The sequence below is a fragment of the Desulfuromonas thiophila genome (assembly GCF_900101955.1).
GTDB lineage: Bacteria > Desulfobacterota > Desulfuromonadia > Desulfuromonadales > Desulfuromonadaceae > Pseudodesulfuromonas > Pseudodesulfuromonas thiophila.
Map to the genome: position 1 here is coordinate 166181 of NZ_FNAQ01000002.1, position 15239 is coordinate 181419.

Below are 15239 nucleotides of genomic sequence, written 5' to 3' on the forward strand. Positions count from 1 at the left end.
GCTCAAGGTAGCGCACTGAAAGGGTAGAGCCCCACCGCCAGGCCGCCATGACGGAAGGCCAACCGTGGGCGTTGTTTTGCCAGCAGTTGCCGCGGCAGCAGAACGATAGCCTGCCAACCCGGCAGCCGGGCTTGCTGATGCTGACGCAGCCGACTCAACAGGGCTGGCAGGTGGCTGGCCCGTTCAAGGCGTAGGCCGTAGGGTGGATTGCTCAGCCACAGCCCCTCAGATTCCGTCGGCAGCAGGGTGGTGAAATCGCCCTGCTGCCAGTTGATCCAGTCAGCGACGCCGGCCCGCGCCGCATTGGCCTGGGCTTGTTCGAGGCTTGGCGCGTCCAGATCCCCGGCGTAGAGTGTCACCACCGGTACGATCTGTTGTTGGCGGGCCTCGTCGCACAGGACTTGCCACAGCCCGGCACGATAACCGGGCCAACCCATGAAGGCAAAAGGACGCTGCAGCCCCGGCGCTCGGCGGCTGGCCAGCAAGGCGGCCTCAATCACCAGAGTACCACTGCCGCAGAAGGCATCCATGAAGGGGACCTTGCCGTCCCAGCCGAGTTGCAGCAGGCAGGCGGCGGCGAGATTTTCACGCAGCGGCGCCTGACTGGGACAGTGGCGGTAGCCGCGCCGGTGCAGGCGTTCGCCGCTGCTGTCGATGGACAGGGTGCACTGGTCCTGCTCGAAACGGACGAACAGCTGTTGCGGATTTGTCGCGGCAGCATTGTCGGTGCCGCTCCCGAGGGCGCGATCACAGGCCGCCAGCAGGGTTTCGGCGATGCGGCCGCTGTGGTTCAGTCGGCTGTGGTGGGCGCTGACCTGCACCTCCAACTGGGCGCTGCTGCGCAGAAATTTGCCCCACGGCAGCTGGCTGGCCTTACGGTAAAGGCTGGGAAAATCACGCGCCTGCAGTGTGCCCAGCCGTACCAGGATGCGGTTGGCGCTGCGCAACCACAAATTGGCCCGATAGAGCTGTTGCAGGTTGCCATCGAAGCTCAGGCCGCCGGTTTCCTGTGCCAGTACGTGGATGCCGAGGCTCTCCAGTTCCCGGGCACAGAGTCTTTCGACACCCGGTGGGCAGATGACGAAACAGTGTTCAGAGGTTTTTTTCACCCGGTATTCTCCCTGGCAAATGAATGAGGTTTGGACGTGACGTTGAGCGACGTGGAAATCGACTGGGAATTCTTGCTGCAGCGTCTGGAGCGTTTGCTTGACCTGGCCGAGGAGCGCCTGGAACAACAGCTGCAACCCTGGCAGCCGGATGCTGAGCTGTTTGCCCGCAGTGCCGCCTTCTGGTTTGATGGGGAACAGCTGCGATGCCGCCCGGCCGTTATCGAGCCGGAGCAGCCGCTGCTGGGACTTGATGCCGTGCGGGCGACCCTGCGGCGGAATCTGTGCCAGTTTGCCGCGGTGCTGCCGGCTGCCGCCGTGTTATTGCATGGACCGGCGGGTGGTGGCAAGCGGACTCTGGTGCGGACGCTGAGCGCCGAGTTGGTCGGGCAGGGAGTGCGGTTGATTGAACTGGACGAGGACCGCTTGCCCCTGCTTGACGGCTTGCTCGAACAGCTGGCCGAGGTGCCGTTGCAGTTTGTTGTGCTGGTTGCCGAAATGCCACTGGCACAGGATAGTCCGGCCCGTCGTATCTTGTTGCGTTTGCTGGCTGGTGGTAGCGGTGGCTGCCCGGCCAATGTGCTGCTCTGTGTTAGTAGCAGCGAATCGTTGGTCGATGCCGAGGCCCGTTTGCCGCCAGCCTGTGATCTGTTCGGTTTGCAGCTGGCGGTGCCAGCCTTGACCATGCGCCAGTATCTGGAACTGGTTGGCCGGTTGCATCGCTACCATGAAATTCAGCTCGACCTGGCCAGTGTCGAGCATCTGGCCCGTCGTCTGGCGCGGGAGCGGGGCCGCTGCAGTGGCCGTCTTGCCGCCCAGTTGCTTGCCGTGCTGGCCGGTTCCGAAGCCTTGGAGCAGCGGGTTCGGGCGGAGAAGGCAGCGGCGCTGACGTCTGGCTAGGGGGCATCTGCGTAGGTCGGACACTTTTGATGACAGAGCTGTTGTTCCTGCCGCAATGCTGTATACTGCGTCTGCACGCTGTATTCTTTGTCTGCCTTGACGGATGGATTGTCGGAGACCATGCCTCTCTTCGCCGAAAATGAACTGCTGGCGGCCTGCCGGTTGCTGTTTGGCGCCGATGCCCAGATCGGGCGCGATTTTCTGTTTTACATGCAGACCAGCGGCATCAAGTCGGCGTTCCGTCAGAAGGCCAAACAGACCCATCCCGACCTGTTCGCGGCCAGCGCGCCGGAACAGGTAGCGCAGCAGGCCGAACGTTTCCGTAATCTTAATGAAGCCTATCGCCTGCTGGAAGACTTCAGTCAGGACCCCCATAAACGTCTGTGGCAGCCGGCCGATCAGACGACCCGTTTCAGCCGTCAGCCCGATTGGGGCTGGGAGGCTGCCGAGACGACCAGTGGTGATCGGCCCCTGCCGCAGCGTTATCTTGAAATCGGTCTGTTTCTTTACCACTGTGGCGTAATCAGCTACGCCGAGATGATTGAGGCGCTGGTCTGGCAGCGGCGCCAGCGACCGGTGATCGGTTCCCTGGCCGAGCGTTGGGGCTGGCTGTCCGCCGAGGCCATCACCGAGATCAATCGCTATCACGGCCGGCGGGGGCGCTTCGGTCAAAGGGCGCTCGACCTTGGTCATCTTACTCCATTTCAGTTGCAGGTGCTGCTGCGCTACCAGCAGCGCTGCCAGAAGCCCTTTGGCCAGTACTTTGTTGAGCAAGGGCTGTTGCGGTCGCAGGAGGTTGAAACCTTTGTGCGGTCCCAGCGGCAGCACAACGCCCGCTTTTCTCGTCGCTGAGGACAGTCTACGCCACCATGATGGGAAAGGTTCTGGGGGCTTGGGAGTCGCCTGCCAGCAGCAGCCCGACATCGAGCCAGCCCGCTGGTGGCAGCGGGCCGGGCAGGATCCAGCTGCCGGCGCTCAGCCGGCAGTCGGCCAGCAGTTGCAGAAAGGTCGACCGGGGCACTGCCGTGGCGCCGTGGCGAAGCAGGTGTTCTGTTACCAGCTGGCAGTCAATAAAGCTGTAGTCCAGCCGTTGTAGCAACCGGGCCAGAACCGCCAGGGCCATCCTGGAAGCGTCGCGGCGGCGGTGAAACATGGATTCGCCACAGAAACAGCGGCCGATGGCCAGGCCGTAAAGTCCGCCGACCAATTCCCCGTGTTCCCAGCATTCCACCGAGTGGGCAAATCCCAGGTGATGCAACCGGCGGTAGGCCTGTTGCATTTCGTCTGTCAGCCAGCTGTCGCCGGCCCGTTCGCCACTGGTGGCGCAGGCGGTGATGCAGGCATCGAAGGCCAGATCGAGACTGAAGCGGAACGATTGCGAGCGCAGGGTTTTGGCCAACCGACGGCTGAGATGCAGATTCTGTGGGAACAGCAGGCAACGCGGATCGGGTGACCACCACAACAGCGGCTCGCCCGGCGCATTCCAGGGAAAGATGCCCTGACAATAGGCTTGCAACAGGCAGTCGCAGCTGAGGTCGCCGCCGCTGGCCAGCAGGCCGTCGGGACGGGCCTGGTGGATGGCGGGGAAGTGGTGCCACCGGCGTGGCTGGTAGCCCGGCCCTGTCACGGGGTATCCGTTGCGCCGACGCTGTAGCAGAACTGCAACTGCTCGTCGTGGCAGTCGATTCGCACCTGGCCGCCCTTGCTCAGGGCGCCGAACAGCAGCTGTTCGGCTAGCGGGGTGCTGATTTCGCGCTGGATCAGGCGGCCCAGCGGGCGGGCGCCGTAATCCGGGTCGAAGCCGTGGCGGGCCAGCCAGTCGCGGGCTGGCCGACTCAGGCGCAGCTGAACCTTTTGTTCCTTCAATCGTTGACGCAACTGGGCGATGAACTTGTCGACGATGGCCTGCATGTGGGTCGGTTGCAGGGCGGCGAACAGGATGGTTGCGTCTAGGCGGTTACGCAGTTCCGGTGAGAACAGCCGGTTGATTTCACCGGTTGGGCTGCCCTGGGCAGCTGCGGTAAAGCCAATCGGATGACGGTTGATCTCGCGCGCGCCGGCGTTGCTGGTCATCACCAGCAGACAGTGACGGAAACTGGCGCTGCGGCCATTGTTGTCGGTCAGCTGCCCATGGTCCATGATCTGCAGCAGAATGTTGAACAGGTCGGCGTGGGCCTTTTCCAGTTCATCCAGTAGCAGGACACAGTGCGGGGTCTTGTTGAGGGCGTCGGTCAGCAGGCCGCCCTGCTCGAACCCGACATAGCCGGGTGGCGCGCCGATCAGACGGGCGACGGCGTGCTTTTCCATGTATTCGCTCATGTCGAAGCGGATAAAGGCGATGCCCAGTTCGCGGGCCAGCTGTCGCGCCAGTTCCGTCTTGCCCACGCCGGTTGGGCCGGCAAACAAAAAACTGCCCACCGGTTTTTCCACTTCGGTCAAGCCGGCGCGGGCCCGTAGCACGGCGTCCACCACCTGATCAATGGCCTGATCCTGGCCGAATACCTGCTGCTTGAGGCGCTGGCGCAGCTGCTGAAGACGCTGGCGGTCGTCGCCGCGAGCGGCCCGGGGCGGGATCTGGGCCAGCTGGGCCACCACGGCCTCGACATCGGCCGGGCGGGTGCGGCGGCGTCGGCTGGAACGGCTGCGCAGTCGTGCGCCCACCTCGTCGATCAGGTCGATGGCGCTGTCGGGCAGGTGGCGCTGCTGGAGATGGCGCTGGGCCAGTTCTGCCGCGCATTGCAGCACCGCATCGGGATACTGTACCTGGTGGAAGGCTTCGTAGTGAGGCCTTAATCCTTTGAGAATGGCGACGGTCTGGTCGATGTCGGGTTCGCGCAGGTCGATTTTCTGGAAACGGCGCGACAGGGCCCGATCTTTGTCGAACAGGCGGCGGTATTCCTCGTAGGTGGTTGCTCCAATGCAGCGGATGGCGCCATCGGCCAGCATCGGTTTGAGCAGGTTGGAAACGTCGAGGCTGCCGGAACTGGTGGCGCCGGCGCCAACGATGGTGTGGATTTCGTCAATGAACAGGATGGCCGCTGGGCGTTGCGCCAGCTGGTTGAGCACGGCCTTGAGGCGCTCCTCGAAGTCGCCCCGGAAGCGGGTGCCGGCCATCAGTGCCCCCAAATCAAGGGCGAAAAGTTCGGCCTGTTGCAGGATGACGGGAACCTCGCCCTGCTCCAGCTGCCAGGCCAGACCTTCGGCCAGGGCGGTTTTGCCGGTGCCGGGCTCGCCGACCAGGATCGGATTGTTCTTGCGCCGTCGGCAGAGAATTTCGCACAGCCGTTCCAGCTCTGCCGTGCGACCGATGAGTGGATCGATCCGGCCGTCTGCCGCCTTGTGCCGCAGGTCGATGGTGAATCGTTGCAGGGCGTCACTTTCGGTCGTTTTTGCACTACTGGCGGGTGCCGCCGGGCTCTCGCCGGTCGGTTCCGCCGCGCCGTCTTCCTTGCGGATGCCATGGCTGATGAAGCTAAGAACATCCAGTCGGACGACGCCTTGCTGGCCCAGCAGCCGGGTGGCGTAACTGCGTGATTCCGTCAGCATGGCGGCGAGCAGGTCGCCCAAGTCGATTTCTTCGCGGCCGGCGGCGGCACAGTGGCTGATACTGTGCTGCAGAATGCGCTGCAGGCTGATCGACTGTTCCGGTGTCTGGCTTGACGTGGCGGTCGCCAGTGGCTCGATCTGCTCGTCAAGATAGTCGTCAAGCTGCAGGCGCAGCTGGTCAATGCGGGCTCCGCAGTTGATCAGGATGTTGCAGGCCTCGTCGCTGAACAGCATAGCGTAGAGCATGTGTTCGGTCAGCAGGTATTCATGCTGGCGCCGCCGGGCTTCCTGGATGGCCAGGGAAAAGATGATCTGGGCCTGTTTGCTGAGGGTCACGCGGTTGTCCTTGGGCGGAAGTGATCAGGCACGGCGCAGGCTGCAACGCAGCGGGAAACCGGCCTGGCGCGCTTTCTGGTGAACTGTGGCAGCCTTGGTTTCAGCAAGCTCGAAGGGATAGCAGCCGCACAATGCTTCACCCTGCTGGTGGATGCGTAGCATCAGCTCGGTAGCCTCGGCAGCGTTTTTGTGAAACACCTGCTGCAGAAGTTCGATGACGAACTCCATGGTGGTGTAATCGTCATTGTGCATGATGACCAGATAGCGCTCGGGTTGCAGGGTCTGGGTGTGGCTTTGCTGTTTGGTCAGGGTGCCGGGAGCCTGGGGCATGGTCTGCGCCTCTGTGCAAGGGAAGTCGCGCCCGTGATGGGATGCGACATTCGATCAGCAAGGCTAGCACAGGCGCGCTCTGTCGCCAAGCGTCAGCTGCGCCGGCCCCGGTTGCGCCTTCCTCGGCGGCTGCCAATAAAGCGGTTGAAGTCCCCTTGGCGATGACTTAAACTTGTAGACGCGGTTCGCGATTTTCCGGCAGCGGGCATGGAGCAATCCGGGCCGTTCGTTTTTTGGGTGGAGGTGCGACCGATGGCGCTAGCCGCTGGCAGCGATGAAAAACACAATCGGCCACCGGCTGTCGGCCGGTCTTGCTATCTGTTCTGGGCCGGACTGGTTATCGTGGGGCTGCTGTTGGCACTGGGGGGCGACAAAGGGGCTCTGCGCCTTTACCGGACCCATCAGTACCAGGCGCAGTTGGGGCAGGAACTGGCGCAGTTACAGCAACGTCAGCAGCAACTGCGCCTGCAGCTGCAGGCGCTGCGATCCGATGACCGCTATCTGGAACAGGTAGCGCGCGGCGATCTGTGCCTGGTGCGTGAGGGCGAAATTGTTTACCAGTTTGCGGCCCCGAAACGGTGACAGCCTCGCTGCGCAACCGGCTTCTCAGTGCTCACACAGCGCATGATCTGTTTTTGCATCTTCAATCATCTGTCAGAGCCGGCTGTGTGCCGGCTGTTGCGGTTGGGTGTCCGTTACTGCCTGATGCCGGGGGATCGACCTGATCCCCCGTTTTTGTCCGTGGTGAACCGGGCTCCTTTGTTATTTTGCTTCGTTGAAGGAATTGCACAGCTATGAAAGGCCTTGTCAAACAGGCGGTGAATGAGGCGCTGCGTGCCTGCGCGGCCAGTGGCCAGTTGGCGGGCGCGGATGTGCCCGATTTTGTCGTCGAGGTACCGAACCGGGTAGAGCACGGAGATTTTGCCGTCAATGTTGCCATGTTGCTGGCCCGTGCCGAGCGCAAGGCGCCGCGCCAGATAGCCGAGTTGCTGGCACAGCAGCTGCGCTGCCGCGAGGATCTGTGGCTGTCCGTCGAGGTGGCCGGACCAGGCTTCATCAACCTGCGGCTGCAGCCGCAGCTGTGGTTCGGTGTGCTGGAAACCATTCATTGCCAGCAGCAGGACTATGGTCGCGCCACCATTGGTGCTGGCCAACGCGTGCAGGTGGAGTTTGTCAGTGCCAATCCGACCGGCCCGCTGCATATTGGCCATGGGCGGGGGGCGGCCACCGGAGATGCCGTGGCGGCAGTGTTGCAGGAAGCCGGCTACAGCGTGCAGCGCGAGTACTATATCAACGATGCCGGCAACCAGATGGATACCCTTGGGCGGTCGATCCTGTTGCGCTACCGTCAACAGCGGGGCGAGGCCCTGGATTTTCCGGCCGACTGCTATCAGGGTGATTATATCGTCGAGCTGGCCGAACAGCTTTTTCAAGAAGAAGGCGCGCGACTGCTGCAGTTGCCGGAAGTCGACGCCATTCGTTACTGTGCCCGCTGGGGTGGCGATATTATTCGTGCCGGCATTGATGCCGATCTGCAGGACTTCGGTGTACATTTTGACAACTGGTACAGCGAGCAGAGCCTCTATGATCGTGAGCTGGTGGCTGAGGGTATTGAGGCGCTGCGTCAGGCCGGACATGTTTACGAACAGGATGGCGCCCTGTGGCTGCGAACAACGAGCTATGGTGACGACAAAGACCGGGTGTTGGTTCGCTCCAATGGTGCTACCACCTATTTTGCTTCTGATGTGGCTTATCACCGGGAGAAATATCAGCGCGGTTTCAACCGTGTCATCGATGTCTGGGGCGCTGACCACCACGGCTATGTGCCACGGATGAAGGCAGTGTTGCAAGCGCTCGGGCGCGATCCGCAGGATCTGCACATTATTCTGGTGCAGCTGGTCAATCTGCTGCGGGCGGGCCAGCAGGTGGCCATGAGTACCCGGGCTGGTACCTTTGTTACCCTGCGCGAGGTGCTTGACGAGGTGGGGCGCGATGCCTGCCGGTTCTTCTTTCTCATGCGGCGTGGCGACAGTCAGCTTGATTTCGACCTGGAACTGGCCAAGCAGCAGAGCAACGATAATCCGGTTTTCTATGTCCAGTATGCCCATGCCCGTATCTGCAGCATCAAGCGCAATGCCGCCGAGGCTGGACTGGTTCTGGAGGGTACGCCGGACTGTGCCGCGCTCCGGCTTGAAGAGGAGCTGGCTCTGGCCCGCCTGCTGGAGCGCTATCCCGAGGTGATCTGTACAGCAGCCCAGCATTATGAGCCTCATCGTCTGACCTTTTATGTGCAGGAATTGGCGGCAGCCTTCCACAGCTACTATAATCAGCAGCGGATTCTGGTGGAGGATGAGGCCATCAGTCGTGCCCGGCTCTATCTGGCTGAGGCGGTGCGTCAGGTGTTGGCCAATGGCTTACGGGTGCTGGGTGTGGCTGCGCCGCAGAAAATGTGACCCGCAGGGTCAGGGTTTGACCGACAAAAGGAGGAGACCATGTCTCAGACGGAATACGGGCGGGGGCCGCGTCCGCCGGCAAAGCGGCCCGTTCTGGTGATGTTTGTTTTGCTGGCGGCGCTCTGTCTGGGTTGCTTTGCTCTGGGAATTCTGGTGGGGGGCCAGCGTCGGGCTGCCGAGGAACCAGCGGCTGCCCATCTTGCCTCCGACCCGGTTGCTGGCGAGGTTGTGGCGGTGGCGCCTCTGCGTCAGCCGCAGGTGCAACCTCCGGTGGCACCAGTGTTGGTCGTGCCGCCTTCTGCCCCTGCTGAGCCTCCAGCTCCAGCCGCGTTGACGGAGGCCGACCTGGCGCCGCCAGCCGATCCGCTGGCCGCACTCCTGTCGCCGGCGGCTGACGGATTACTGGGCAGCGGTCTTAATCCTCCGCCGGAGGAGGCGCCGGCCGTCGCCGTGTCGTCGCCGCCCAAGGCGGAACGCCAGCCAGAGGTGCCGGCGGCGGCCGTTGCGAAACCGCCGCCAGCCGAAGTTGCTGCCCTACGGGTGGCAGCGGTGCCGGGGGGGAGCTATCTGGTGCAGGTGGCGTCATTCCGGCAGGCGGCCGACGCCCGCGCCGTGGAGCAGAAGCTGCGTGCTCAGTTTCCCGTTTTTATTGAAACCGTGGATCTGGGAGCGAAAGGGGTCTGGTCGCGGGTTATGGTTGGTCCGGTCGCAACGCGATTGGAGGCTGAGAAGCTGCAACAGGGTGTCCGCAACAGCACGAAACTTGAAGGGTTTATTAAGAAAAGTGGTTCCTGAACGATTCCCTGAGCCGGCAGTTTTTTCTTCTTGACAAGTGGGTTCAAAATGCGTAGATTCCACCTCGCTTTGACGCGGGGTGGAGCAGTCTGGTAGCTCGTCGGGCTCATAACCCGAAGGTCGGAGGTTCAAATCCTTCCCCCGCAACCAATACCAGCAAGCCGGCTCGCCGGTTTCCCGTTTTGCTGGCGGTGTAGCTCAGTCGGTTAGAGCATGCGGCTCATATCCGCAGTGTCCGGAGTTCAAATCTCTGCACCGCCACCATTCATCAGGCCCCCCCAGCAAACTGGGGGGGCTTTTCTGTATCCAGCGTATTCTGACCCCGTTCTTCTCTTCTGTGGCGGAAGGTTGTGCGGGTGTTTACCCGAGCGGGGGTAGTGAAATTGCAGAGAAAAAAATCCGGCATGGAGCGGCAGGAGCTGGAGCAGCGTTTTCGCCATAATCTGCTGCAGCATTGCGGTATCAGCTGTGGCCAGCGTTTGCTGGTAGCGGTTTCGGGTGGCTCCGATTCCGTTGCTTTGTTGCGCCTGTTGCACCGGTGTATCCGTCCACTGGGGTTGCAGTTGGTGGTGGCGCACCTTGATCACGGTTTGCGCCCGGCCAGCGGCGCCGATGCGGTGTTTGTCGCTCGGTTGGCCGCAGGATTGGGCTGGCCTGCAGTGTTTGGCTTTGCGTCGGTGGCGCAGCAGGCGCAACAGCAGCGCTTGGGGCTGGAGGAGGCCGGTCGGCAGGCCCGTTATGATTTCTTGTATCAGCAGGCCCATCGGCTGGGCTGCGCTGCCATCTTGCTCGGGCATCAGCAGGAGGATCAGGCAGAGACGCTGATGTTGCGTCTGCTGCGTGGGACAGCGGTGTCCGGTCTGGCGGCGATGGCCTGGCGTAGTGGTTTGCTGGCGCGACCGTTGCTCGATTGTGGCCGTGACGAGCTGTTGAGCTTTCTTGCTCTTGAGTCCCAGGATTATGTTACTGATGCCTCCAATGCCGAGCTGTGTTTTAGTCGCAACCGCTTGCGGCATCAGTTGTGGCCCCAGCTGCAGCAGGAGCATCCGGGCCTGTCCCGCCGGCTGGCGCAGCTGGCACAACGGGTAGCTGTAGAAGAGGACTACTGGCAGCAGCAGCTTCAGCCACTGCTGCTACAATTGGAGCCACTGTCGGAAGGCTTTCGTCTGTCCTTGGAACGGCTGCGGCCATTGCATCCGGCCCTGCGTGCGCGCCTGCTGCGCGAGGTTTTGCGCTGGCTGCGAGGGGATGTGCAGGGGCTTGCTGCTGGCCATTATGCCCAGTTGGAGACGCTCGTGCAGGCCGCAGATTTTCAGGGTGTCTGCTGCCTGCCGCGAGCGGTGGTGGTGCGTACCCGCACGGCGTTGGAGTTTCTGCGGCGGCTGCCCGTGCCGGAGCAGGACGTCGAGGAGTGTGCAATCCCCGGCCCGGGCCGCTATCCCCTGCCTGGTGGCTGGCTTGAAATCAATCAGGTGCCTGCCACTGCCGCAGCCGACGATCGCTGTCGGATTTATCTGTCATCGCAGGATTTGCGATGGCCTTTGCAGTTGCGATCGGCGCGGCCGGGGGACCGGCTGGCGCCCTTGGGCATGGAAGGGCACAAGAGGCTCAAGGATCTGTTCGTGGAGTGGCGGCTGGAACGTCAGCAGCGTTGGCAGACGCCGCTGCTGTGTCAGCAGGAAAGAGTTCTCTGGGTTGTTGGCTATCGCCGCAGCCGGCTGTTGTTGCCGCAGCCTCATGAACAGTGGGTTTGGCGGGTCGATTTTCAGGCGGTGGCGCCAAAATCCCGTTGAGGCTGTTGCTACCCCTATGCTAACTTACAGGCCGTTTAGCGATTTATAAAAATTCTGGGCCCTTTGTGGTTTCAGCCGTATTAGCCTGCGGGAGGAAAAGTGAATCAATTTTATAAAAATATTGCGCTCTGGCTGGTGATTTCCCTGGTGATGATTCTGCTGTTCAATATGATGACGCAGCAGGAACCGCAGAAGGAAGCCATCAGTTATACCAGCTTTGTCACTGCCCTGGATGAAGGGCGGGTCGAGGAAGTGGTGATTCAGGGCGCTAATATTCAAGGGGTGTATAAGGATGGCACACGCTTCAAAACCTATACGCCATCCGACCCTGAACTGATCGGCGAACTGCGTGGGCGAGGTGTCGTGATTGAAGCCAAGCCCGAGGAGGATCGCAGCTTCTGGGTTACCATGCTGGTATCCTGGGGGCCGATCCTGCTGCTGATTGCTGTCTGGATCTTCTTCATGCGCCAGATGCAGGGTGGTGGCGGCAAGGCGATGAACTTCGGCAAGAGCCGGGCGCGCCTGCTGTCGGATACTCAGGGCATGGTCACCTTCAAGGATGTGGCGGGGGTGGACGAAGCCAAGGAGGAACTGGAGGAGATCGTTGCCTTTCTGAAGGATCCGAAGAAGTTTACCCGCCTTGGTGGCCGCATCCCCAAAGGGGTGCTGCTGGTCGGTTCCCCTGGCACAGGGAAAACGCTGCTGGCGCGGGCGATCGCCGGCGAGGCTGATGTGCCTTTCTTTACCATTTCCGGCTCCGACTTTGTTGAAATGTTTGTCGGTGTGGGCGCCAGTCGGGTACGCGATTTGTTTGCCCAGGGCAAGAAGAACGCACCCTGTATCATTTTCATCGATGAGATCGATGCCGTCGGTCGTCATCGCGGTGCCGGTCTTGGGGGTGGACACGATGAACGTGAGCAGACCCTCAACCAGCTATTGGTGGAGATGGATGGTTTTGAGTCGAATGAAGGCGTTATTCTGATCGCCGCCACGAACCGGCCTGACGTGCTTGACCCGGCACTTTTGCGGCCTGGTCGCTTCGACCGGCAGGTGGTGGTGCCGCGGCCCGATATCAAGGGCCGTACGACGATTCTGCGGGTGCATGCCCGCAAGGTGCCGGTAGCCGATTCGGTCGATCTGGAGGTGGTCGCCAAGGGCACGCCAGGCTTCTCCGGCGCCGATTTGGCCAACCTGATCAACGAGGCGGCCTTGCTGGCGGCGCGGGCCAATAAGGAACAGGTCGACATGGGTGATCTGGAGGCGGCCAAGGACAAGGTGCTGATGGGTGCCGAGCGTCGCTCGCTGGTAATCACCGAAAAGGAGAAGCGCGTCACCGCCTATCACGAGGCCGGACATGCCCTGGTGGCCTTGAAGACACCGGGAGCCGATCCGGTGCACAAGGTCTCGATCATCCCCCGTGGTCGGGCTCTGGGGGTCACCATGTACCTGCCGACCGAGGAAAAGTACAGCCAGAATCGCGAAGAGCTTGTTGCGGCGATTTGTGCTTTGCTGGGGGGGCGGGCCGCCGAGGAAATCTGTATCGGTACTGTTACGACCGGCGCCAGCAACGATATCGAACGGGTTACCAACTTGGCACGCAAGATGGTGTGCGAATGGGGCATGAGTGATGCGCTCGGTACCCTGGCCTTCGGTGAGAAGGAGGGGGAGGTGTTTCTTGGCAAGGACATGGGCCATGTGAAGAACTACAGCGAGGCCACAGCCCAGTCGATTGATGCCGAGATTCAGAAGATCGTGCGGCATGCCTATGAGACAACCCGTACGATTCTCCAAACCCATCGGCCGGTGCTTGAACGCATGGCGCAGGAATTGCTGGAACGTGAAACCATTGATGCTGAGGATATCCAGCGTATTTTGCTCGTTTGCGAGCAGACCGAGACAGCCGAGACAAACTCGCCGGCGGAGACGGTGTGAACGACAGCCCTCGTCTGCTGCAGCTGGACAGTAATGCCCATGTTCGCGCTGTCCTGGAGGCGTTGGGGGCTGATCCGGCGGGGGTAACGCACATGGTCGACAAGGTCGGCCGTCTTAATGTTCTGCTGCCCCAGGTGCCCTGTGGCGCGGCCAATATCCTCAAACAGGAGATGCTGGCGCTGGGGGCCGAGGCGGCTGTGGCGCGTGGTACGGTCAGTGGCCGCCAAGCTCAGACCGATGTGCTGCTGATGGCAACGGCCAAACAGCTGCGCTTGCTGTGTCAGCGGCTGGCGCCGCAACCCTTTGGCCTGCCGCGGCGGGCGACACAACTAAAAGAGTTGCTTGATCGTTTGCAGCAACCGTCTGAACGTTGGCGGGGCCGCTGCAGCTGTCTGTCGTTGCGACGTCCCTGTGTCATGGGCATACTCAATGTGACACCGGACTCCTTCTTTGATGGCGGCCGTCACCAGTCTCTGGCTGCGGCGCTGCGGCGGGCCGAGGACATGGTGCATGAGGGTGCCGATCTGATCGATGTCGGTGGCGAGAGCACCCGGCCGGGCAGTCAGTCTGTGTCCGCCGAAGAGGAGGCTGACCGGCTGGTGCCCGTGATCGAGGCTATCCGTCAGCGTTTGGACATACCCTTGTCAGTCGATACCAGCAAGGCGGCCGTGGCGCGTCAGGCGCTGGCGGCCGGGGCCTGCTTCGTGAATGACATCAGCGGTCTGACCTTTGACGCGGCGATGGCGGAAACCGTCGCGCAAGCCGGCGCCGGACTGGTGTTGATGCATACGCCGTCCCGACCGGATATCATGCAGCAGCAGACGGTTTATACGGACCTGGTCGGCGAGGTGATGATCTTTCTTGAGCGGTCACTACAGCAAGCGCGGGCGGCAGGTGTCGCTGAGGACCAGCTGGTGGTCGATCCGGGGATCGGCTTCGGCAAGACGGTAACGGGCAATCTGACCCTTTTGCGCCGTTTGCCTGAATTCCAGGGGCTTGGTGTGCCCGTGCTGATCGGCACCTCGCGCAAAAGCTTTATCGGCACGGTGTTGTCGCAGGCGCTGCCGGATGAGCGGCTGGCGGGCAGCCTGGCGACGGTGGCGGCGGCCGTGCTGGGTGGCGCACGGATTGTCCGGGTTCACGACGTGGCGTCGACCCGCCAACTGGTGGACATGATTGAGGCGGTGCGTACAGCGCCAATGTAGTACGGGTGCAGGGGCAGAGGCAGGGGTAACGATGGGCGGATTGGAAGAACTGACAAAGCATTTCCGCTGGATGCTCGACGCCCTTGATGTCGCCCTGGTGGCCTTTATCATCTATCGGATCATTCTGCTGATCAAAGGCACCCGGGCTGTGCAGATGGTGCTCGGCCTGGCGGTGGTGCTGATCGTCTATGTCCTGGCTCAGCTGACGGGCCTGTTTACCCTGCAGTGGCTGCTGGACAATTTCCTTACGTCCATTGTTCTGGTCATCGTTGTCATCTTCCAGAATGATATCCGCCGAGCCCTGATGCACGTCGGACGCAATCCCTTTTATGCCGATGCTGCCTACCGTGAGGAAACCAAGATCATTGACGAACTGGTCACGTCAGCGGTGACCTTGGCCAGTAAGAAAATCGGTGCCCTGATTGTCATTGAGCGTGAGACCGGGCTGAAAAGCTTTCTGGAAATCGGTGTTGAAATCGATGCGCGTGTCTCCTCGGATCTGATCTGCGCCATTTTTTTGCCCTTTTCTCCTATCCATGACGGGGCTTTGGTGTTGCAGAACGGTCGGCTGAAACAGGCGGGCTGCTTTTTGCCTTTGTCGCAGAATCCCGATATCAGTAAAAGTCTGGGTACGCGCCACCGCGCTGCCATCGGCCTGACAGAGCTGGTGGATGCCGTTGCTGTGGTGGTATCGGAGGAAACCGGCAAAATCTCCGTCGCCGTAGGGGGGCGCATGACCCGCGATCTGGATTCTACCTCGTTGCGGCGGATTCTGACCCGTCTGCTCGATCCCGGTAAGGCCAAGGCCAACCGCTAGGGCTGCCAACTGGTCACTGGGGCGGG

The 15239-nt window shown here is 61.8% G+C and carries 13 protein-coding genes and 2 tRNA genes; 11 read left to right on the plus strand and 4 right to left on the minus strand.

Annotated elements, in window-relative coordinates; genetic code table 11:
* Positions 1–2 precede the first annotated feature (2 nt).
* Positions 3–1109, minus strand: coding sequence for a THUMP domain-containing class I SAM-dependent RNA methyltransferase (locus BLR80_RS03075; protein WP_171906289.1), 1107 nt, complete (start codon positions 1107–1109; stop codon positions 3–5).
* A 36-nt stretch (positions 1110–1145) separates the two neighbouring features.
* Here BLR80_RS03075 and BLR80_RS03080 point away from each other — a divergent pair, with 36 nt between their 5' ends.
* Positions 1146–2006, plus strand: coding sequence for a DUF815 domain-containing protein (locus tag BLR80_RS03080; protein WP_171906290.1), 861 nt, complete (start codon positions 1146–1148; stop codon positions 2004–2006).
* Positions 2007–2126: 120 nt separating this feature from the next.
* The gene (locus tag BLR80_RS03085; protein WP_092076172.1) at positions 2127–2858 is read left to right on the plus strand and encodes a J domain-containing protein; all 732 of its coding nucleotides are present in this window, start codon (positions 2127–2129) and stop codon (positions 2856–2858) included.
* A 7-nt stretch (positions 2859–2865) separates the two neighbouring features.
* On the opposite strand, the gene aat is transcribed toward BLR80_RS03085, so the two are convergent.
* From aat to BLR80_RS03100, 3 genes are read right to left on the minus strand one after another with little or no spacing between them, the layout of a single operon-like run.
* Positions 2866–3633: a leucyl/phenylalanyl-tRNA--protein transferase gene (gene aat, locus BLR80_RS03090; protein WP_092076174.1), complete on the minus strand. Its 768-nt coding sequence runs from the start codon at positions 3631–3633 to the stop codon at positions 2866–2868.
* Positions 3630–5888: an ATP-dependent Clp protease ATP-binding subunit ClpA gene (gene clpA / locus BLR80_RS03095; RefSeq protein WP_092076176.1), complete on the minus strand. Its 2259-nt coding sequence runs from the start codon at positions 5886–5888 to the stop codon at positions 3630–3632. The genes aat and clpA overlap by 4 nt, the downstream gene beginning before the upstream one ends.
* 24 nt (positions 5889–5912) lie before the next feature.
* Positions 5913–6218, minus strand: coding sequence for an ATP-dependent Clp protease adaptor ClpS (locus BLR80_RS03100; protein WP_092076178.1), 306 nt, complete (start codon positions 6216–6218; stop codon positions 5913–5915).
* A 252-nt stretch (positions 6219–6470) separates the two neighbouring features.
* Between BLR80_RS03100 and BLR80_RS03105 the strand changes: the two genes are divergently transcribed.
* The 9 genes from BLR80_RS03105 to cdaA all read left to right on the plus strand — a co-directional run bounded on the left by BLR80_RS03105 (position 6471) and on the right by cdaA (position 15213).
* Positions 6471–6800 carry a septum formation initiator family protein gene (locus BLR80_RS03105; RefSeq protein ID WP_171906291.1) on the plus strand — a complete coding sequence of 110 codons (330 nt, stop codon included), beginning with the start codon at positions 6471–6473 and terminating at the stop codon, positions 6798–6800.
* A 212-nt stretch (positions 6801–7012) separates the two neighbouring features.
* Positions 7013–8671, plus strand: coding sequence for an arginine--tRNA ligase (gene argS, locus BLR80_RS03110; RefSeq protein ID WP_092076182.1), 1659 nt, complete (start codon positions 7013–7015; stop codon positions 8669–8671).
* Between the two features lie 39 nt (positions 8672–8710).
* Positions 8711–9466 (plus strand): SPOR domain-containing protein, encoded by a 756-nt coding sequence (locus BLR80_RS03115; protein ID WP_092076184.1) that lies wholly within the window; start codon positions 8711–8713, stop codon positions 9464–9466.
* A 73-nt stretch (positions 9467–9539) separates the two neighbouring features.
* Positions 9540–9616 (plus strand) — tRNA-Met (locus BLR80_RS03120).
* Between the two features lie 37 nt (positions 9617–9653).
* Positions 9654–9730: transfer RNA gene (locus BLR80_RS03125), tRNA-Met, on the plus strand.
* Positions 9731–9843: 113 nt separating this feature from the next.
* A complete protein-coding gene (tilS, locus tag BLR80_RS03130) occupies positions 9844–11259 on the plus strand; it encodes a tRNA lysidine(34) synthetase TilS (protein ID WP_143012071.1) in 1416 nt (471 codons plus the stop codon).
* A 99-nt stretch (positions 11260–11358) separates the two neighbouring features.
* Complete coding sequence (gene ftsH / locus BLR80_RS03135; RefSeq protein ID WP_092076188.1) at positions 11359–13191, plus strand: ATP-dependent zinc metalloprotease FtsH; 1833 nt, start codon at positions 11359–11361, stop codon at positions 13189–13191.
* On the plus strand, positions 13188–14396 hold the full coding sequence (folP, locus tag BLR80_RS03140) for a dihydropteroate synthase (protein WP_092076190.1): 1209 nt from the start codon (positions 13188–13190) through the stop codon (positions 14394–14396). Before ftsH ends, folP begins: the two co-directional genes overlap by 4 nt.
* Positions 14397–14427: 31 nt before the next feature.
* Positions 14428–15213, plus strand: coding sequence for a diadenylate cyclase CdaA (cdaA, locus tag BLR80_RS03145; RefSeq protein ID WP_092076192.1), 786 nt, complete (start codon positions 14428–14430; stop codon positions 15211–15213).
* Positions 15214–15239 lie beyond the last annotated feature (26 nt).